The organism is Paenibacillus sp. J5C2022, from assembly GCF_025567625.1.
GTDB lineage: Bacteria > Bacillota > Bacilli > Paenibacillales > Paenibacillaceae > Pristimantibacillus.
On record NZ_JAOQJC010000006.1, the window covers coordinates 152,968 to 172,755 of the forward strand.

Here is a 19,788-nt window from a genome sequence, read left to right on the forward strand (position 1 = left end):
AGGCTACGCCCAGGTAGGCTGGACCTTCAATACGGCGACGTCCTTCTCGCGATCGTATGCCGCCGTTTCTTTCTCCGCCTTGCTCGGCTTGGCGACGACTGCCTCCGCCGCCTGCTCGGCTTGGGCGGATTCTACGCGGACGATGTCCGCTCCCAGCGAAGCCAGCTTGCCGGTAATATCGACATATCCCCGGTCAATATGGTGCAGTCCCGTCACTTCCGTCTCGCCGTCTGCACGAAGCCCGGCACAGATAAGCGCCGCGCCGGCCCTCAAGTCCGATGCGCATACCTTGGCGCCGGTGAGAGGCACTCCGCCCGTTACGATGGCCGATCGGCCATCTACCGTAATATGAGCGTTCATCTTCTGGAATTCCTCTACATGCATGAAGCGATTCTCGAATACCGTCTCGGTAACGACGCTAGTGCCCTCCGTCGTAAGCAGCAATGCCATCATCTGCGACTGCATATCGGTGGGAAAGCCGGGATGCGGCAACGTCTTCACATCTACCGCCTTCAATTGCTTGCCGGCGCGAACGTGAATGCCATTATCGTTGTCGATCACATCGACCCCCATCTCCTGAAGCTTCGAGATCACCGGAGTCAGATGGTCGGCAATCGCCCCCTCGATGAACACATCGCCGCCTGTAATTGCCGCTGCGATCATATACGTACCGGCTTCCACACGGTCCGGAATAATATTATGACGGGCGCCGCTAAGCCGCTCTACGCCTTCAATGCGGATAATGCCCGTTCCGGCTCCGCGCACCTTGCCGCCCATTGCATTAATATAGTTGGCCAGATCGACGATTTCCGGCTCCTTCGCCGCATTCTCAATCGTCGTCGTGCCGCTTGCAAGTGCGGCGGCCATCATAATATTCTCCGTGGCGCCTACGCTCGCAACGTCGAGATATATCTTCGCTCCCTTAAGGCGTTCAGCTGTAGTTGCTTCTATGAAGCCATGCCCCAGATGAATCTGGGCGCCCATCGCTTCGAAGCCCTTCAAGTGCTGATCGATGGGACGCGTTCCGATTGCGCAGCCGCCCGGCAATGAAATTCGAACTTTGCCGATGCGGGCAAGCAGCGGCCCCATCACCAGGAAAGAAGCTCTCATCTTGCGGATCAACTCATAAGGCGCGTCATGTGAAGTAATGATTGGTGCGGATATGCGCATCGTCTCATTGTTATAAGTTATCCCTGCGCCTAATGAGGCAAGCACTTGCTGGATCGTCATAACGTCGTCGAGGAGGGGCACGTCACAGATGACGCTGTCTCCTTCCGTCGCTAATAATGAGGCAGCAAGAATGGGGAGCACTGCATTTTTGGCCCCGCTGACGCGGACCGTTCCCGATAAACGCTGGCCTCCGCGGACGATAATTTTTGTCATCTTCGTGTTCCCTCCGCGAATAGCATATTTATTGCATATTCCATTTGAATTGGTTAGTAAGTTACTGCAAGGCATACTGCGCTCACAATACTAAACTTCATCTTAACATCCATTGCTACTGGTCGACAAGAACAAATTATTTTCCACTTATTTCTGGTCCTGCCTTCTAATATCGACCGCATTCGTCATCTAGTTATTGCAAGTTATCATCCATTGTTTGCAAAATTCGCCGATGTTATTCGGCAAAACCGCGAAGCAGAACCGTATATCCCCAATACTGGAGAATAAATTGCGCGAAGGAATGGCCGATCACAATAGCCAATATGACCTGGAACATTCTTGCCTTGGCATTGCGGGGGAAGCGGAACAGTTTATCCCACTTCACCTCCTGCAGCAGCGACCAGACAAATACAATGCTGAGCACTTCGACTACGATAAAAAACAGCCCCGTCACGCCAGTGTTCATAAATCCGCTCATGGAAATTGCATCGATACCGCCCATGTTATCCTCCTAAACATACGAGTCATGTAGCCGCTATCCCGTCAAATAACGGTAAATCAGCGTCGTGAATTGCGCTCTGCTCGCTCGATCGTCGGGCTTGTAGCTGTTGTCCTCCATTCCCTTCAGCTTGCCCTCCAGCTTCATACTGTACAACATGGGGGCATACCATTCCTTCATGGGCACGTCAGCGAACGGAGGCGATAGCGGAGCGCGCGGCCGAATGTTCTCCGCATTGCCGATCATGATCGCCATCTCCGCTCTTGTAACGGGCTGGTCAGGCTTGAAACTGCCATCCGGGAACCCCTTCACCCAGCCTTCCTGCACGGCGGTCATAATATAGGGATACGACCAATGGGTAGAAGCCAGGTCGGAGAAGTAAGCGCCGGGCGGCTTCGCAGCATTTGGCTTGTAGGCCTTCACAATAAGTGCGACAGCCTCCGCGCGCGTAATATTCCGGTCAGGCTTGAAGCTGTAATTGCCAACGCCATTGATGATGCCTTCCTGCGTCAATGCGGCAATCTCCTCTTGCGCCCAATGGCCGCCAATGTCCCGGAATCCGGCGACCAGCTCTTCCTCCGTCAGCTTCATCCGGTAATATTGATGAGCGAATGCACGGTCGGCCGTCAGCCGAACGTAATAGACGCCGGGCTGCAGCACGACATCGCCTGTCGCCAGCTGTCCGTCGGAGCCGGTATGCGAGACGCGCAATTGCTGCATCTTCTTGTCATAGAGCAGCAGCTTCAAGCTTGTATCGTTCGGCACGCCGGTCACACCCAGGCTGATAATGCTCTTGCTGCTCAGCCGGAACTGGAACCAGTCTGTATCCGACCGCTCGTGGATGAGGCCGATATAGTCTGTGCCCGGCTTCATCATTAAGCCTTCGTACGATATGTCATTGGGCTCATTGGGGTCCATCAGCTGCGGTTCGAACTGTACCTGGAGACGATATGTCCCCACCGTTGCATTAGCCTCCACCGCTATCGCATTATGAACACGAATATAATATTGGCCCGGCGTGACAGATATGACAGAAGAATGCTCCGCTTCTCCTTCGCCATTCTCATCGAACAGCGTGAGCGCTTGCCCTTCCCGCATGACCGCCAAGCCGGGATCAATGCGCACCGTATCTGTGCTCAGTGACAGCTGCAGCTTGCCCTCCTGCTCGAACGACACCTTGTACCAGTCCCTGTCCGCCTTCTGATGGAAGGAAGCGGTTATGGTCTGGGACTTGGGCTGCAGCTGGAATGCGATATCATGACGGTCGTTCGGCTCGTAAGGATCTTCCTTCATCGTGAATGACGTCGTCAATGCGTAAGCCATCGGCTTGTCGTTGGCGGGATTGCTGAACTTCACTTCCACGTATTGCTTTCCCTTGCCGGCCGTGAACGAGATCGACTTACTGGACAGCTTCGTATCCTCGCTGCGCAGCAGCCTTCCGCCGGGCGTATAATGGCTAATTCTTACGGCAGAGACGGCTTGCTCCGTATCCAATGCTTGAAAATCCAGCTTCAGCGTTCCTTCCGTCGGCGTATCCACCACATACCAGTCAACGTCTTGCTTCGGAGGCAGCTCCGCCGTTACTTGCGAGAACAGGGGCAGCTTGGCGGCGGCCGACTGCTTGTTGTTCGGCTCGTTCGCATCCGGCACAAGCTCCCCGGCCACGACCTGATCGACTCGCAGCAAGCCGTAACCCGAAGTGCTGTCAACGCCTGCCGCTCCGATATCCTTCGCGGATTGCCGCAGCATGGCGCGCACCTGGTAAGGCTCGTACTCCGGATGCATGGCAAGCAGCAACGCCGCCGCTCCCGCCACTTGCGGAGCCGCAAGCGATGTGCCTTCATCCCACTTGTACTCGCCATCCAACGCTGTCGTATACACATTCCAAGGCGCCAGCAGATCCAGCTCCGATCCGGGATTGGAACGCGGATCGGGAGCGCCGTTAGAATTCGATCCCCCTACCGCCAGTACGGTAGGATACGCCGCAGGGTACTTCACTGCGGCCTTGGAGCCGAGCGTGGTGCCGTCATTGCCCGCCGCGGCGACCAGCAGCACGCCTTGGCTCTCAGCATAACGCACGATATCTTCCATATACGGCGAGTAGCGATGCAAGCCGACGGACATTACAACAATGCCTGCGCCGTTGCGCACCGCATACAGAATGCCTTCCCCGAGATCCTTCTCCGTTCCGTCGCCCCACTGATCCAGCGCCTTGATCGGCATAATCTTCGCATGCCATACGACGCCCGCTACACCGATGCCGTTATTGCCTACAGCTCCGATGACGCCCGCTACGCCCGTCCCGTGGCCGTTGTCATCGTCCGGGGGCAGCTCAGGATAGATCAGATTAGTGCCTGCGACAAGATTGTCCTTCAGATCGGGATGATCCAGATCGACGCCCGTATCCACTAATCCGATGATGACATCCTTCTGCTCGCGCACGGTCTGCCAAGCTTTTTGAGCGCCAATGCGGGACAGATGCGTCTGCTTGTCCAGCTGCGGATCATTGGCCTTCGTCGGCGAAGCGGCGGCTTTCTCCGCAGCTTCGCCCACCGCATCCTTCGCAGCCTGCTGATCCGGTGTCAACGCTGCAGGAGGCTCTTGCGCGGCAGGCTCTTGCGCGGCAGGTTCTTGCGTGACAGGCTCCTGCATGACCGGCTCCTGCGCGGCGCCCTCATAAGGCTGCTCTTCAGTCTGCGGCTGTTCTTCCTGCTGAAATGTCGCCGCTTCAGACTCCTCTGATGATTGATACTGGGACACTGCAGCTTCATACTTGCCCGATCGCTGCTGAGACACTGCAGCTTCAGACTTCTCTGATTGATGCTGAGACATTCCAGCTTCAGGCTTCTCCGATTGCCACTGAGACGCTGCAGCTTCAGGCTTCTCCGATTGCCACTGAGACGCTACAGCTTCAGGCTTCTCCGATTGCCACTGAGACGCTGCAGCTTCAGGCTTCTCCGATTGCAGTTGAGATGCCGCTGTTCCAGCCTCATCGCTAAGTTCCCCCGTCTCTCCTTGCCCCGATGCGGATGCATCCAGAATGCTAACCCGATTGTTCGGGTGCACATATTGCACACCCGGCTCGCCGCGCAGACGGCCGAGCCAGCTCTCCACGTCCTCGCCGGAATCCGGCGCAGGACGAACGACCTCCACCGCCGTCTCCGGCTGGCGGTGGAGCACCTCGACCCCGCGCAGCTCGTGCGCGAGCGCGGGGTCGGTCCACTTGAGCAGCCAGCTCTGCGGCTGCTCATCTGCGGCTCCGGCCGCCGCCGGAGGCACGGCGGCAGCTGGCGGAGCCGCGCTGGCGGGAGCGAGCCCGGCAGGGGCGACGCTCCCGAGAATGACGCTGCTGGCGAGCAGGCACAGCAGCGCATGACGGTACGTCCGTCGCGGCTTGTTCGCGCGACGGCTCTCCCCCGTTCTATCCGTGGGCGTCTCATTTCGCCCTTTGCCAAAGCTGAGAAATGCTAGTTTCGCCATAGTATGTGTTCTACCTTTTTTAATCTTTGAAATGAATTGAGCTGAGAATAATCTATTTATTGATGTACACCGTTCAGTGATTATTGAAACAGCAGCCTTCTTAACTCCTGTTCATCAGCGGAATGAAAGTAATAGAAAAGTAAGTAATAGACACTGCACTCTACCGTCTGCCAGATAAAACCTCACATATTGGGAACGACATGCCCGGATGGTTTCCTGATAAAATAAAGCTTCAAAGGATGTTAATGCATGCTGTAGCATGGAGACTGCTAACTGGATTTTGTGTAGTTATTCTAATAAAAATCGCCACATTTAAATCTATAAATGGAAAAGATACAGTTGAATCAGGTCATATAGCACAATATCTCGTCTCTCGCCCGAATTAATAGCATGAAATCCAGTTCATTGGTAATACGTAGATGCATTCCGAAAAATAATAGCAATAAATGCAGTTAAATAGTAGTTAAGTTACGCCCAGTGAAAACAAGTGACCCGCTTTGCCATTTCAACCTCATTGACTGTTCAATCGCTAACTTAGTTTAGTAGGACAGAAGCCGCGCACCTTTGCACCTAATCGATCCATTCCGGTACGTCACCAGTACGATAGATGCACAAACTTGCTTATTGAGTGCAACGATGCTCTGAAAGTTCATTTCAGCGAATCTGTATACTATATATACTTCGCAAGTAGCAGTTTGTTTCTGTCGGTGTATTCCTTATATTCTCAAACCGTTCTAATCATATCACTTAACCTATGGCTTAGCTATGCAAACCAACACTTTCCTTTCAATTCAATCCGAATGGCCTAATCTAGTTCTCTTGAACTACCCCCCTTAACACTAGGAATATTGATAGATATACTCGATTGGGATCGCGCTAAGCCGGAAAACCAGCCCCAACAGCCTATTCCCACATTACGATGCGCTTATCCTGCACGTTACGGTGGCGGCAGAGGATTGAGCAAATAAACGCCCCACAGCGTCCTCCCCTCTTGCTACGCATGCCCCCTTTTCGGCGCTCCAGTGTAGGATTCATACACTATTTCGGCTCGAACGACCCTTTTCAGCACTCTAGTGTAGGATTCATACACTATCTCGGCTCGAACGACCCTTTTCGGCGCTCTAGTGTAGGATTCATACACTATTTCGGCTCGAACGACCCTTTTCGGCGCTCCAGTGTAGGATTCATACACTATTTCGGCTCGAACGACCTTTTTCGGCACTCTAGTGTAGGATTCATACACTCATATGGCCCGTACGCTCCTTATCGGCATAACCCCCACAAAGTGGGGCTCCGATTCGAAGCTTACTGAGTTACTTTGCAGGGGACCCCCGGAACTTATAATTTCTATATATCGCAAATAAACGTCCCACAGCGTCCTTCACACCTAATCCGAATTGCAACCGCGCAGAGACATCATCTGGCGACATCGCATGCAGTACTCTATTCACACACTCCCCCATCTCCAACCGCGGCGACAGTAACTATAATGTGATCAAACCGCCCTAACGGGTGACAGGCTTCGCGGTTCGAAAAAAACGCCGGCCACGCACAAAATCCGCGGCCGGCGCTCAAGGCAAGCTTACTCCTATGTTACGGGTACAAATTCGGGCTGTCCGACGGGCATCGGGCATCACTCCCACTCCCCTCATCGCTGGCGGCCATGAAGACTATGGTCGGAAATCCCTGCTGAAGGAGAAGACCGCGTCTACCCCGTCCATTAGCAGTCCCGGGAACAAGCCCAGCACAATCGTGCCTGCCGCGCACAGCCATATGACAACGGCAATTGGAACACCCGTCGGAATTCTCTCTCTGCCCGCTGCAAGCGAACCGCCGCTGCGCATGAACATCTGCCTTGCGATGCCGAAGTAGAAATAATAGGAGATGACGCTGCTCAGTACCATGACCGCAACGATCCAATAGCTCTTCGCTCCCGCGGCGCCCAGCAGAATGAACAGCTTGCCGAAAAAACCGGCAGAGATGGGCAGGCCAGCCAGCGAAACGATAAATACGAGCATGGCAACCGCAAGCCAGGGAGACCGGTAATACATACCGCTGAACGCCTTCAGCTCTTCATGACCGCTAGAGCGGCTGACGGCGCTCAATACTGCAAAAGCTCCCAACGTCATCATCATATAAGCTGTCAGATAGAACAAGAGCTCCGCAGCATTATTGCTATGTGTCGAAGTAATGTACAAGCCGATCGGTACCAGCAAATAACCCGCGTTGGCCACACCCGACAAGGCTAGCAGCCGTCTCGCGTTCAGCTGCCGCAGTGCCGCCAGAGAACCGGCCAGCATAGATACTGCGGCGAGCAGCAGCAAGGCGAAGAACAGATCATCGCGCACCTCAGGCGCCATCCATGAGCCGCCGAATAAAGTCGTTGTATACATCAGGCGGAAGGTGAGCGCCAGCGCTGCCCCTTTCGATACGACAGCAAGGAAGGATGCGATCGCGCCGGGAGCGCCTTGGTACACATCGGGCGCCCATGCATGGAAAGGGGCCGCTGCGATCTTCACCGCCAGTCCCGCAAGCAGGCAGCCGAAGCCGACATAGACCAGCGCTTCGAAGTCGGCTACCGCCTCCGGCAACGCCGCTCCGATCTCAGCCAATTGGATGGAGCCCGTCACTCCGTACAGATACGACATGCCGAACAGAATGAAAGCCGAGGAGATGCCGCCGGTCACCACATACTTGAATGCGGCTTCCGCCGAAGCATAAGACCTCCTTCGCAATCCGACCAGCACGTAGCTTGTTATGCTCAGCAATTCTATCCCCACGTACAAGGTCACCAGACTTCCTGATGAAGCCATCATCATCGCTCCGATTGCAGCAGGCAGCAGGAGATAGAAGTATTCTCCCTTCTCCTGGATGGCCTCGTCTCTCCCCGCTTCCCCGAGGCCGAGCAGAGCGACGATCGCGGTCCCCGACAGCAGCAGCAGCTTCACCGCACTGCTGAAGCCGTCAATCCGATAGCTGTCGCCGAATAGCGACACGACACCTTCCTCCTCGAGTCCGGCCATTCCTATGCCTACAAGCGCCAGTGCTCCTAACAGACTGGCAAGCGTCAAGCCTCCTATTAAGCCGACTGTCAACTGTCGGTTTGATCTTTTCGGCAGCAGCAAGTCCACTACGACAAGCACGATGAAGGCTGCCCCAAGCAGCAGCTCGGGAGCCATATGGCCGAAGTCGCTCCAATTCACAGACGTCATTCCGGAATCTCCTGCCATCCTTTATCCCCCCGTCCTTGCACTGATCAACTGCTCCATCAGGGCCGCCGTGCCCGGCTCCACCATATTCGTCAGCAGCGACGGATAACAGCCCAGCAGCACGATAACCGCGACAAGCACAGCCATCGGCAGCGCTTCAATGAATCTGGCATCTTGCAGCGTTACATGCTTCTCGTCTATCGCGCCGAACGTAATGGCAAGCACGCCCCGCAGCACATAGACGGCAGTCAGCACAATACCGAGCATCGCTGCGGCAACCACCCATTCCATCGTGTCGAACAAACCCAGCAGAGATAGCAACTCGCCTATAAAGCCCGACAACCCCGGCAGCCCGAGAGAAGCAAGACCCGCGATCAGCAGTACTCCGCTCATGAAAGGCATGCTTCTGGATAGTCCACCCAGCTCTTGCAGCTCGGTCGTGCGCGTGCGCTCGTAGAGGCTGCCCACGATCAGGAACAGCAGCGCGGAGATGACGCCGTGCGAGACGAGCTGGAAGACGGCTCCTTGATAACCAAGCTCATTCACGGCGGCAAGACCGATCAATACGATTCCCATATGACTTACTGACGAATAAGCCAGCATCAGCTTGAATTCCGTCTGCCTGAAGGCGATAACGGCCCCGTACAGCAGGCTGATGACGCCAAGCACCGCCAACAGGGGCGCCCAGTCCTTGTACTGCTCAGGGAATAGAGTGAGGCCGAAGCGAATCAGACCGTAAGCCCCCAGCTTCAGCAAGATGCCGGAGTGAATCATGACGACGGCCGGCGGCGCTTCCACGTGCACCTTCAGCATCCAGGTGTGGAAGGGGAAGACCGGCAGCTTGATGCCGAAGGCGATGAACAGCAGAATGAATGTCGTCCACTGCATGCCGCTGTTCATATAGAACGGATTGACCGTTCCTTCACTCGGCATCACATTCACCCAGGCTGACGGATTGGCCAGATTGTGCATGATATCCGCGTAATTCGCGCTATAAATGAGCTGCATGCCGCTCGCGCCGGCCTCGGCGCGAAAGCCTGCCGTCATCGTCAGCATAACAAAGGCGATCAGCATCAATGCGGAGCCGATTCCGTTATACAGAAGGAACATGTTGGCCGCCCGCTCGCGGTTGTAGTAGCCCCATATGCCGATCAGGAAGTACATGGCGACCAGCGTGATCTCGAAAAATATAAAGAACAGGAATAAGTCCCTCGCCAGAAACGCTCCCAGCATACCGAGCTCAAGCAAGAAAAACCAGCAGTAAAACGTCTTCCATCTCTTCTTCACATGGATGGCCGCAAAGGAGGCCATGGCCGTCACGAGCGCAGTCAGCAGGACGAGCGGCAAGGACAAGCCGTCTATGCCAAGCGAGTATTGCATCGAGAACACAACGCCGATGCCGGGATCGTTCAGCGCTTCGCTGTTCAGCGGAATATCGCCCCATGCGACTTCTTCCTCGTACGCCGATGCGTTCCGATCGCCCCCCATATCCGCATAGAGCCATGCGGACAGGACAAGCGGCACGAGCGACACGGCGATGGCCGTCCCCTTCAACAGCCCGGACCGACTCCGCGGCAGCAGCAGAATGAGGATAAGCCCCAGCAGCGGAGACCATACGATAAGCGACAGGATGGGTATATCAGCCAATATGCTCATAGCAGCAGCCTCCTCAGGGCGGTAACCACGACGAAGATGATGAAGCCCAGCACAATCGCCAGACTATACGTTCCGATCTGCCCGTTCTGAAGCCTGAGAACCGCCTTGCCGGCATAGCCTGCAATTGTTCCGGCAAGTGCGACAAGGCCGCCCACCACATACTTGTCGATTGCGGATAGAAGGAATCCTCCCAAGCGCAGGAGTCCCCCGAATAAAGCCTCATAGAGCTCGTCGATATAATATTTCTTCTCCAGCACGCGCATAAGTCCCGGCATTCGTTCCACCAGCACATCTCCCTCTCGCCGTCCTCTGCCGTACAGCTGCCAGCCGAGCAGCAGCCCCAGCAAGGCTACGACCGTGGAGATCAGCATCGCAACATAGCTGCCATGCGCCTCCGGCTCATCCGGGAACAGCCAGCCGCTGAACGAAGCTTGCCATGGCGTCTCCAGCCAGCCTGCAGCGACAGCGAGCAAGGCCAGAATCAGCATCGGCGCAATCATGACCAGCGGCGATTCCTTCACGCCCTCTGCCGCCATCCCGCCCCGAGGCTTCCCCATGAAGACAAGCACGAACAGCCGGGTCATATAGAGCGCGGTCAGGAATGCGGCCGCAATAGCGGCGATGAACAAGACCGGGCTCTTCTCCAGCGCTGCCGCCAGGATGACATCCTTGGACCAGAAGCCCGCCAGCGGCGGCATACCGGCCAGTGCCAGTCCTCCTATGGCGAACGTCCAGGCCGTCATCTTCATGCGCTTGCCCAGACCGCCCATCTCCAATATATTGCCGTTATGTATCGCCATCATGACACTGCCTGCTCCGAGGAACAGCAGCGCTTTGAAGAAAGCGTGGGTAAAGAGATGGAAGATGCCGCCGGCCAGCGAGCCCAGCCCCAGAGCGAGCATCATAAAGCCCAGCTGACTCATCGTCGAATAAGCCAGTATCCGCTTCATATCCCTCTGCGCCAGCGCAATCGTGGCCGCCAGCAGCGCCGTGAAGCCTCCGACGTAAGCGACGGTCGTCATCGCCGCGTCCGACGCCTGGAACAAGCTGAACGTACGGGCGACCAGGAGCACCCCTGCGGCAACCATCGTCGCGGCATGGATAAGCGCACTGATCGGCGTCGGTCCTTCCATCGCATCCGGAAGCCAGACGTGCAGAGGGAATTGACCGGACTTGCCGACAGCGCCCATAAAGAGAAGCAAGGCGATTAGCGTGGTCATCCCTTCCGTTACCGCACCTGAGCCGCCCTCGAAGACGCTCTGAATGAGAGTAAAGCTGAGGGAATGCTCAGGCATATGCCAGAATAGCAGAATGATGCCCAGCAGCAGCCCCGCATCTCCTATTCGTGTAACGATGAACGCTTTCTTCGCCGCGGCTCTGGCTGCGGGCTTGCTGTACCAGAAGCCGATCAGCAGGAAGGAGCATACGCCGACCAGTTCCCAGAATACATAGAAGGTCAACAGATTATCTGCCAGCACCAGACCCAGCATCGCGAAGGTGAATAGAGACACATAGCCGTAAAATACGGTAATCCGTTCATCCTTGCTCATGTATCCGATGGAGTACACTTGAATCAGGAGGCTGACAAGCGAGACGACCGCAAGCATAAGCGTCGTCAAATTCGTCACTTCATAACCGATGCGCAGCGTGAAGTCTCCAATGACGATCCAATCATAGCTGTAGGAATAGTCCACCGCGTCCGGTGCGGAACGCGCGATCAGCAGAAGCGTCGACAAGACGAGGGAAGCGAGAGCAAGCAGGATGCTGACAAGCTTGCCTGTGTTGCGGAAGCTCTTCCCCATAGCCGTCAGCAGCAGGAAGCTGACCAACGGCAGCACCGGTATGATCCATGCGATCTTGGAATACACGTCTACCAATTCCGTCACCCCCTCATCTTGTCGAATTCATCCGCATTGATCGTGCCGCGGGCACGGAACAGCGCCAGAAGAATCGCAACAGCGACGGCCGCTTCCGCAGCGGCTACCGTAATGGTGAAGATGGTAAATATTTGGCCTGTCAATGAAGGAACAACGCCGTACTTGGAGAACGCGACCAAATTCAAATTGACTGCGTTCAGCATAAGCTCCAGCGACAGCAGCACGATAACGGCGTTGCGCTTGGCAAGCGCCCCGTAGAGCCCGATGCAGAACAGAATGGCGGCTAATGTCAGATAAGATGGCAGCACGCCTTATTCCCCCTTTCTGGCCAGCACAATGGCACCGATAAAGGCGACCGTAAGCAGAATGGACACGAGCTCGAACGGCACGATATATTCCGTGAACAGCAGCTCTCCAAGCGCCATCGTATTGTCATCTCCCGGATGGAATCTGGCCGTCTGCGGGAAAGTGGTGATGCGAATGGCATAGAAGAACAAGCCGAACAAGCTGAGCGCGCCGACAGCGATTAGCGTCTCATACAACGGTCTGGAGCGTCCGCTGCCTTCCGAGCCGTGCTTCGTCATCATCATGCCGAATATCATCAGGATGGAGACGGCTCCCCCGTATATAAGCACCTGCACGAAGGCGACGAACTCCGCTTCCAGCAGCACATACATCGCGCCAAGGCCAATGAATACGACGGCTATGGAGACGACCATATGAACAACCTTCTCCAAGGTTATCATCAGAACCGCTCCGCCGATCATCAGAGCGGCGAAGATGAAGAAGGCGACCAGTTCACCCGACATCGTAAAGTTCAACAATTATTTGGCGCCCCCTTTGCCCGGCGCTCCTATATTGTTATTGTCCTCACGCACAAGCGTATTGTTGTCGGTCAGCCACTTGGCGTCCTTATACAATTCGTCGCGGCTGTATGTCGCCAGCTCGAAGTGGTTCGTCATGACGATCGCTTCCGTCGGACAGACTTCCGTGCACAAGTCGCACAGAATGCAGATTTCAAAGTTGATATCGAACGTATCGATCACCTTGCCCCGCTTCTCGGGGTCCGGATTCGGCTTGCCCGTCAGCGTAATGCAGTCGGTAGGGCAGATGCGGGCGCATTGATTGCATACGATGCACAGATCCGGTATGAAGTGCTGGATGCCTCTGAACCGGTCCGGCATATCCATCGGAACGTCCGGATATTGGGTCGTCACTTTAGGCGCAGTCAAGGAGCCCAGCGTAACTCCCAATCCTTTCAGCATGCCTTTCATCGTCGTACTCCCCCTCTCGCCTTATTTCACAAACCATTCCACGAAAAAAGCCGTCAGAAATATGTTCAGCAGCGCCAGCGGCAGCAGCACCTTCCATCCCAGGCTCATCAACTGATCCACACGGACGCGGGGAAAGGTCGCCCTGATCCAGAAGAGCGTGAAGACGACCCCGACGAACTTCATGAGAAACCAGATGATGCCTGGTACAAAATCAAGAAATGGCGCCGGCGCATGCCATCCGCCCAGGAACAGGACGGTCGTCAGCGCGGCAATGGCGTACACGTAGACATATTCCGAGAGCATGAAGAAAGCAAAGCGGAAGCCGCTATACTCCACATGATAGCCGGCGACCAGCTCCGATTCTGCTTCCGGCAGATCGAACGGCGTCCGGTTCAGCTCCGAGACGGCGGCAACGACAAAGACGGCGAACCCGATAATCTGAGGAACAAAGTTCCACTGCCAGAACCATCCGCTCTGCGCTGCCACGATGTCTCTCAGATTCAAGCTGCCGCTAAGCAGAATAACGCCAGTAACGGATATGACAAGCGGGACTTCGTAGCTGATCATCTGAGCGGCTGAGCGCATGCCGCCCAGCAGCGCGTACTTGTTGTTCGAAGCCCAGCCGCCGATGACGAACGCCATCGTCGAGATGCCCGATAGCGCTACATAATACAGCAAGCCCACATTCAGATCGGTGAAGTAAAGCTTCTCCGTATAAGGAATGACGGCGAGCACCATGAACGCGGGAACGAAGGCGAGCGCCGGCGCCAACGTGAACAGGAGCCGGTCGGACTTGCGAGGCACCGTATCCTCCTTCACGAGCAGCTTCAATATATCCGCTACCGTCTGCAGCAGTCCCAGCGGGCCGACCCGATTCGGGCCGATGCGCAGCTGCATCCATCCGATCACCTTGCGCTCATAGTAGATGGCATACGTTACGAAGCCCAGCACGATCAGAAGGAATACGACCGCCCATAACAATAAGATAATGGCATTATTCCATGTCATAGCCTCTCCCAGCCAAGCGCCCATCAGCAGTCCACCTCCCCGACCACAATATCAATGCCTCCCAGTATCGTTATGAGGTTCGTCATCGTCTCACCTTCCAGCAGCTTTGGCAGAATGCCCAGATTGACGAAGGATGGACGCCGGAACTTGAGGCGGTACGGCTCCGCTTTCCCCTGGGAGACGATATGGCAGCCGATCTCGCCGCGCGGCGACTCGATCCGGACATACACCTCTCCGGCAGGCGGACGAATGACCCTGGGCACCTTGCCCATCGTCGGTCCGTCATCCGGGAATTGCTGAATCGCTTGCCGCAGGATGCGCAGACTCTGCGCAATCTCCGCCAGTCTGATCCGATACCGGTCGTAGCAGTCGCCGACGCTGCCGGTCGGCACATCGAACTGAAACCGGTCGTACAGACTGTACGGCTCGTTCTTGCGCAGATCCCAATTCACACCCGTACAGCGGAGGTTCGCACCTGACAGCCCGTAATCGACCGCCGTCTCCGAATCGTACTTGCCGACTCCCCTAATTCTCGCCAGGAAGATCTCATTGCCGGAGACGAGCCTGTCATATTCCTCAAGCTTCCCCTCCATGTACGGAATGAACTCCCTCACCTTGTCAATCCAGCCGGGCGGTGCATCCCATTTGACGCCGCCGACACGCATATAATTGTAAGTCAACCGTGCACCGCACAGCTCGTTGAACAGATTAATAATCATCTCCCGGTCCCGGAAGGCGTACAGGAACGGGCTCATAGCGCCAATATCGAGCAGATAGGTGCCCCACCATACCAGATGGCTGGCTACCCGCTGCAATTCCATGACGATCAGGCGGAGGAATTCCGCCCGCTCCGGCACTTCAAGACCCATCATCGTCTCCACCGCATGAACGAGCACATAATTGTTCGTCATCGCCGATACGTAGTCCATCCGGTCCGTATAAGGAATAATCTGCGTATAATTCAGACTCTCCGCCAGCTTCTCTGTCCCTCTATGCAGGTAGCCCATCACCGGCGTCGCTTCCTTGATGACCTCTCCATCCAGCTTGACGATAATGCGAAAGACGCCATGCGTGCTGGGATGCTGAGGGCCTACGTTCAGCAACAGCTCTTCGGTTCGGATCATCTTCCCTTACACCTCCGGATCAAGCGGTATGTAATCCTTGCGCAGCGGATGTCCGTCCCAGTCGTCCGGCATCATAATGCGTCTCAGATCGGGATGCCCCGGGAAGTCTATGCCCAGCAGATCGAAGATTTCCCGCTCATTCCAATTGGCGGCCGACCATAGCGGAGTGATGGACGGAATGGACGGCGCCGTCCGATCCGTCTTCACCTTCACTGCGCAGTCCCGTCCGCTATCCAGAGACAGGAGACAATAGACAACCTCCAGATGCGACTCGTAATCGACGCCGGACACATTGCGGAGATAGCGATAATTCATATCCCCGTGCCCCTTGAGCAGACGCGCCGCTTCCAGCCAATACTCGCTCCGCACCTCGACCATCGGCATATCGCCGTTCAGCTCATTGATGCTGGCCTCTACGATGGCTTCTTCCCCGATCTCCCGCTTCAGCAGCGCTACGATCCCGTCCAGCTCGCCTTGCCTTGGCGACGGCGGCTTAGGCTCCGGCTCTTGCGCTTCGGAAGCAGCCGCCTTGGCCGCGGCTCGTGCGGCTCTGGCCTCCGCCGCAGCCTTGCGCTTCGCCTCGCGCTCCTCATCGGAAGCGGCGGAGCCTACTTGCGCCTTATTCTGGTCCTCGCTCATCCGCCCGTCACCCGCTTCCCGGTCTTGGCTTCGTAACGAATCTTCTCCTGCAACTTGTTAATGCCGTATATGAGCGCTGCGGGATTCGGCGGGCAACCCGGTATGTATACATCGACGGGAACGATCTGATCCACGCCTTTCACAACCGCGTATGACTTCACGTACGGACCGCCTGCCGTCGCGCACGAGCCCATCGCGATGACCCACTTCGGCTCCGGCATCTGATCATAGAGGCGGCGAAGCAGAGGGGCCATCTTCTTCGTGACGGTGCCGGAGACGATCATGACGTCGGACTGGCGCGGCGAAGTGCGGAACATGACGCCGAACCGGTCCAGATCGTAATGGGACGCCCCCGTCCCCATCATCTCAATCGCACAGCAGGCCAGACCGAACGTTAACGGCCACAGCGAGTTGCTTCTCGCCCAAGCCTTCAATTGCTCCAGCGTACCCATGAACACATTGCGCTCCAGTTCCTTGCGCTCCTCCAGCGAGATGGATTCCAGATTCAATTCCACTTGAGCACCCCTTTCTTCCAGGCATACAACAGTCCCAGCAACAGCATTCCCGTGAAGATGATCATCTCGACCAGCACAAAAAGGCCGAGCTTCTGGTACGCTACGGCCCACGGGTATAAAAATACGGTTTCCACATCAAAGATGACGAACATCAAAGCAAAATGATAATACCGAATGTTGAAACGGACTTGACCTTCCCCTACAGGCTCGTTGCCGCTCTCGTAAGTGCTTGCTTTCGGCTCTGTCGGCTTATGCGGACGAAGCAGCCTGCCGATGGTCAATGCCACCACAGGCAGCAATATCCCAAGTACTCCGAAAATGGCGACAACGACGTAGTTATTGACGTAGTTTTCCACACAATCGCCTCCGTAAAACGAATTCGATGCAGAATACTCTACGATGTCCAACAGTCCTCACAATTATAACAAAAGCTTCCACTACAGTCTATGTAAGAGTTATCATTCGAAAGAAGGTGCTATGACCTTGTACGATTCGCCGCTTCTGATGGAAATGCCCCCTTCTCTTCGCTCCTGGCTCCTCTTGCCCACGCGATAAGCAATAGAACCAGCGGAATCATTACACCCTGTCCTACGCTGTATATCGTCCATACATCCATCGCAAATATCGTGCTATGGACGCTATTGCGATAGATGATGATGGACATCGGCACAATGAATAGCCCTAACGGCACAACCAGCGGGCGATAAGTACGCAAATGAAGAAATTGTCCAAGCAATACCGTAACGGTATAGAAGGACAGCAGCAGCTTCATGAATACGGTCCCGATCCAAACGACCGCGAACAAAATTTCGACGCGTACTAAAATATCTTCAATATTGATCGCCTTCACCATCTCGTACACCGCATATGGGCTGCGCACGGTCTCGGATACGCCAAGCACGGCAATCAGCATGGCCACATTCAGCGTGCTGATGCCTCCATTAACCGCTACCGCCACAGCAAGCTTTGCATAGAGCTTGCTCCTCTCCTTCGTCTGAACCAGCGGCAGCAGTACCGTCAGAAAGACGCATTCCGCCACGGGGAAGCCCAATACGGGATACATGCCTTTCATCGCTTGCACGATGCCTTCGCCCAACAAGGGCAGGAAATGTCCGCCGTACATTTGATTGAATAGCGCCACCGAAATAATGAAGATAACGATCAGCGTCCACCCGAACAAGATGTCTCCCGTTCTTCCAATCGTCTCTATTCCCAGATAAGTGCCGTAGACAATGACCAGCATAAATGTTCCGCTTAGAAACCATTCCGGAGTCTGTGGCAATACGGATTTGCCAATAAAATCGGACATATTGCGAAGCACGAGCGCGCACAACACAGAAAAATAAAAGATATAGGTAGCGGTAACGATTTTGCCTAGCCATGTACCTAGTATATGTTGGCTGTATTGGGCTAATGAAAGATGCGGGAAGCGATTCGCAAGCGCCAGGTAAATCAGGATGATGAAATAGTGAAGCGGAATGACAAGCAGCATGGACAGCCAGCTGTCCTGTCTGGCAATCTGCACCACCGCGGTCGGAACGATCAGCGCAGCGCTTCCCAGCGAGAACAGATAGAGCAATTTGCCCAATTGACCTGCGCCAATCTTTCCGTTGGCACCGCTTTGCATGTCTTTCATCCCTTGCCGCCCCCCTTGATCCACGCGATGACCGGCTTATAGATTGGCGCAACGATGACGGATATCCAATCTGCCGGCGATACCATGGGAATGTGAAGCAGGAGCGCCATGCTGAGACATGCCGCCGACCATAACAGCACGATGCTCCATACCACTTCCCGAATAAGCTTCTTCTTTTCATAATTCCACCACAAAGCGATGGACAAGAGGAGAGCGAAAACGAAGACAAGCAAGATGTTCATCATCTATTCCCTCCCTCTATTGGGGTATCGTGTCGGACCGGACACCGGTCGAGATAATCTCGCTAATGCATTTCACACGGCTGGGCACATCGGGAAATACATGCTCCCAATCCCTATACAATTGCTTCCACAACTTAGGCTGATAGTGGTAGGTTGCCACTCCCCAGCCCAGCGCGTCCGCCCCCAATTCCTTCTGCACCTTGTGTATGGCATTCATGATTTCCGCTTCCACCGTTTCGTCCAGTTTTTTTTCCATCTGCCGCAGCATCGCTTCATCATGAACATGCATGTCCGGACATACCACTTCATGCATAGCGGCTTTCAGACGCACTTCAATCTCTATGAGCGGAAGTCCGTTGTCTCCCTTGCGCGCCTTTATTTTCGTATCGGACTTAATGACCTCGATAATGTAATGCCCTTTATCTTTTCGGCACCTTTGCTTGACGGCCGTATTTTTGATCTTGTTCTGAATCCAGGCCAATCCTCTGGATTGTTCGGGCGTCAAGTAACCTCTCAGCTTCCCATTGCGAAAGACAGCCATCGCTTTCAATTCCGGTTTCACTTTCATGCTGATGACATCGACGCTCTTCTTGGAGTTGCCCGCATCGGCCAGACCGTCAATCCCGATTGCGGGTACAGCTGCCTGCATGCCTGCCGACTCCGACAGATGCGCTATATCCCGCACTTGCACATTGTACGTCTTGCCGTAAACCTTCTGATTGATAACGACTGAATCCTTCATCTGATTGGCCGGAATAGATTCCATCTGCGTCTGAATCTGCAGCAGTTGCTCCGCGCGCAGTCCGCGGGTTATCATCACGCTAATATCGGAGCGTACGTTGCTGTTGCGCTCGATCAGATCCATGATGGGATAGATACCTTCCCGCGCCACTTCCTCGCTGATGAGCAGAAGCTGAGTATGGGAGAAATACAATCGTCGCGACGTTTTCGCCGACATTTTCCTCATCGCTTCGAACAAGGTATCTCCTGTATCAGAGAGCGTCATAACGGGACTGCCGTCACCGCCTTTCACACCTACCGCATTCTGGGGCAACACCGTCTGCACAGTTATCTTGAAGCGATGCTTGCCCGAATGATCTTTGTCCACGCCAATCGCCATTACAACGCCCAGCTTGTCCAGATACTGAATATCCCAGCAGCCCGTCGCCGCGAGCATAATCGACATCGCAACAAGACATACAGCCAGTAACCGTGGCACCATAACTTGCTCCTCCTCTACCTGCCA

At 55.2% G+C, this 19,788-nt stretch carries 17 protein-coding genes; all 17 read right to left on the reverse strand.

The genetic code is table 11. The features are described 5' to 3' along the window. Nucleotides 1-3 precede the first annotated feature (3 nt). The 17 genes from murA to M6D81_RS07135 all read right to left on the reverse strand — a co-directional run bounded on the left by murA (nucleotide 4) and on the right by M6D81_RS07135 (nucleotide 19,764). Nucleotides 4-1,383, reverse strand: a complete 1,380-nt coding sequence (murA, locus tag M6D81_RS07055; RefSeq protein WP_262676134.1) for a UDP-N-acetylglucosamine 1-carboxyvinyltransferase — start codon at nucleotides 1,381-1,383, stop codon at nucleotides 4-6. Between the two features lie 235 nt (nucleotides 1,384-1,618). Then, the gene (locus M6D81_RS07060; protein WP_262676135.1) at nucleotides 1,619-1,885 is read right to left on the reverse strand and encodes a DUF1146 domain-containing protein; all 267 of its coding nucleotides are present in this window, start codon (nucleotides 1,883-1,885) and stop codon (nucleotides 1,619-1,621) included. A gap of 33 nt (nucleotides 1,886-1,918) precedes the next feature. Then, complete coding sequence (locus M6D81_RS07065; RefSeq protein WP_262676136.1) at nucleotides 1,919-5,362, reverse strand: S8 family serine peptidase; 3,444 nt, start codon at nucleotides 5,360-5,362, stop codon at nucleotides 1,919-1,921. Nucleotides 5,363-7,032: 1,670 nt separating this feature from the next. Beyond that, complete coding sequence (locus M6D81_RS07070) at nucleotides 7,033-8,574, reverse strand: NADH-quinone oxidoreductase subunit N (protein ID WP_262676137.1); 1,542 nt, start codon at nucleotides 8,572-8,574, stop codon at nucleotides 7,033-7,035. A 21-nt stretch (nucleotides 8,575-8,595) separates the two neighbouring features. Continuing rightward, nucleotides 8,596-10,227 carry a complex I subunit 4 family protein gene (locus tag M6D81_RS07075; protein WP_262676138.1) on the reverse strand — a complete coding sequence of 544 codons (1,632 nt, stop codon included), beginning with the start codon at nucleotides 10,225-10,227 and terminating at the stop codon, nucleotides 8,596-8,598. Further along, nucleotides 10,224-12,104: an NADH-quinone oxidoreductase subunit L gene (gene nuoL, locus M6D81_RS07080; RefSeq protein WP_262676139.1), complete on the reverse strand. Its 1,881-nt coding sequence runs from the start codon at nucleotides 12,102-12,104 to the stop codon at nucleotides 10,224-10,226. Before nuoL ends, M6D81_RS07075 begins: the two co-directional genes overlap by 4 nt. A 5-nt stretch (nucleotides 12,105-12,109) precedes the next feature. Continuing rightward, the gene (gene nuoK, locus M6D81_RS07085) at nucleotides 12,110-12,412 is read right to left on the reverse strand and encodes an NADH-quinone oxidoreductase subunit NuoK (protein WP_262676140.1); all 303 of its coding nucleotides are present in this window, start codon (nucleotides 12,410-12,412) and stop codon (nucleotides 12,110-12,112) included. Between the two features lie 3 nt (nucleotides 12,413-12,415). Continuing rightward, nucleotides 12,416-12,928 carry an NADH-quinone oxidoreductase subunit J gene (locus tag M6D81_RS07090; protein WP_262676141.1) on the reverse strand — a complete coding sequence of 171 codons (513 nt, stop codon included), beginning with the start codon at nucleotides 12,926-12,928 and terminating at the stop codon, nucleotides 12,416-12,418. Continuing rightward, entirely contained in the window at nucleotides 12,929-13,378 is a 450-nt protein-coding gene (gene nuoI, locus M6D81_RS07095; RefSeq protein WP_262676142.1) for an NADH-quinone oxidoreductase subunit NuoI, read from the reverse strand. 21 nt (nucleotides 13,379-13,399) lie between these two features. Continuing rightward, nucleotides 13,400-14,410: an NADH-quinone oxidoreductase subunit NuoH gene (gene nuoH, locus M6D81_RS07100; protein ID WP_262676143.1), complete on the reverse strand. Its 1,011-nt coding sequence runs from the start codon at nucleotides 14,408-14,410 to the stop codon at nucleotides 13,400-13,402. Beyond that, nucleotides 14,410-15,510, reverse strand: a complete 1,101-nt coding sequence (locus tag M6D81_RS07105) for an NADH-quinone oxidoreductase subunit D (protein WP_262676144.1) — start codon at nucleotides 15,508-15,510, stop codon at nucleotides 14,410-14,412. The genes nuoH and M6D81_RS07105 overlap by 1 nt, the downstream gene beginning before the upstream one ends. A 6-nt stretch (nucleotides 15,511-15,516) precedes the next feature. Continuing rightward, a complete protein-coding gene (locus M6D81_RS07110; protein WP_262676145.1) occupies nucleotides 15,517-16,149 on the reverse strand; it encodes an NADH-quinone oxidoreductase subunit C in 633 nt (210 codons plus the stop codon). Next, nucleotides 16,146-16,664: a NuoB/complex I 20 kDa subunit family protein gene (locus M6D81_RS07115; protein WP_262676146.1), complete on the reverse strand. Its 519-nt coding sequence runs from the start codon at nucleotides 16,662-16,664 to the stop codon at nucleotides 16,146-16,148. Before M6D81_RS07115 ends, M6D81_RS07110 begins: the two co-directional genes overlap by 4 nt. Further along, nucleotides 16,655-17,020 carry an NADH-quinone oxidoreductase subunit A gene (locus M6D81_RS07120; protein WP_262676147.1) on the reverse strand — a complete coding sequence of 122 codons (366 nt, stop codon included), beginning with the start codon at nucleotides 17,018-17,020 and terminating at the stop codon, nucleotides 16,655-16,657. Before M6D81_RS07120 ends, M6D81_RS07115 begins: the two co-directional genes overlap by 10 nt. A 119-nt stretch (nucleotides 17,021-17,139) precedes the next feature. Continuing rightward, nucleotides 17,140-18,300, reverse strand: coding sequence for a GerAB/ArcD/ProY family transporter (locus tag M6D81_RS07125; RefSeq protein WP_262676148.1), 1,161 nt, complete (start codon nucleotides 18,298-18,300; stop codon nucleotides 17,140-17,142). Continuing rightward, nucleotides 18,297-18,545: a hypothetical protein gene (locus M6D81_RS07130; RefSeq protein WP_262676149.1), complete on the reverse strand. Its 249-nt coding sequence runs from the start codon at nucleotides 18,543-18,545 to the stop codon at nucleotides 18,297-18,299. The genes M6D81_RS07125 and M6D81_RS07130 overlap by 4 nt, the downstream gene beginning before the upstream one ends. A gap of 13 nt (nucleotides 18,546-18,558) precedes the next feature. After that, a complete protein-coding gene (locus M6D81_RS07135; protein ID WP_262676150.1) occupies nucleotides 18,559-19,764 on the reverse strand; it encodes a Ger(x)C family spore germination protein in 1,206 nt (401 codons plus the stop codon). Between the last annotated feature and the right edge of the window lie 24 nt (nucleotides 19,765-19,788).

Excerpts from the sequence above, each read along its gene's own strand:
- murA (WP_262676134.1), bottom strand. The coding sequence starts at position 1,383 with ATGACAAAAATTATCGTCCGCGGAGGCCAGCGTTTATCGGGAACGGTC.
- M6D81_RS07060 (WP_262676135.1), bottom strand. The coding sequence starts at position 1,885 with ATGGGCGGTATCGATGCAATTTCCATGAGCGGATTTATGAACACTGGC.
- M6D81_RS07065 (WP_262676136.1), bottom strand. The coding sequence starts at position 5,362 with ATGGCGAAACTAGCATTTCTCAGCTTTGGCAAAGGGCGAAATGAGACG.
- M6D81_RS07070 (WP_262676137.1), bottom strand. The coding sequence starts at position 8,574 with ATGACGTCTGTGAATTGGAGCGACTTCGGCCATATGGCTCCCGAGCTG.
- M6D81_RS07075 (WP_262676138.1), bottom strand. The coding sequence starts at position 10,227 with ATGAGCATATTGGCTGATATACCCATCCTGTCGCTTATCGTATGGTCT.
- nuoI (WP_262676142.1), bottom strand. The coding sequence starts at position 13,378 with ATGAAAGGCATGCTGAAAGGATTGGGAGTTACGCTGGGCTCCTTGACT.
- nuoH (WP_262676143.1), bottom strand. The coding sequence starts at position 14,410 with ATGGGCGCTTGGCTGGGAGAGGCTATGACATGGAATAATGCCATTATC.
- M6D81_RS07105 (WP_262676144.1), bottom strand. The coding sequence starts at position 15,510 with ATGATCCGAACCGAAGAGCTGTTGCTGAACGTAGGCCCTCAGCATCCC.
- M6D81_RS07110 (WP_262676145.1), bottom strand. The coding sequence starts at position 16,149 with ATGAGCGAGGACCAGAATAAGGCGCAAGTAGGCTCCGCCGCTTCCGAT.
- M6D81_RS07125 (WP_262676148.1), bottom strand. The coding sequence starts at position 18,300 with ATGAAAGACATGCAAAGCGGTGCCAACGGAAAGATTGGCGCAGGTCAA.
- M6D81_RS07130 (WP_262676149.1), bottom strand. The coding sequence starts at position 18,545 with ATGATGAACATCTTGCTTGTCTTCGTTTTCGCTCTCCTCTTGTCCATC.
- M6D81_RS07135 (WP_262676150.1), bottom strand. The coding sequence starts at position 19,764 with ATGGTGCCACGGTTACTGGCTGTATGTCTTGTTGCGATGTCGATTATG.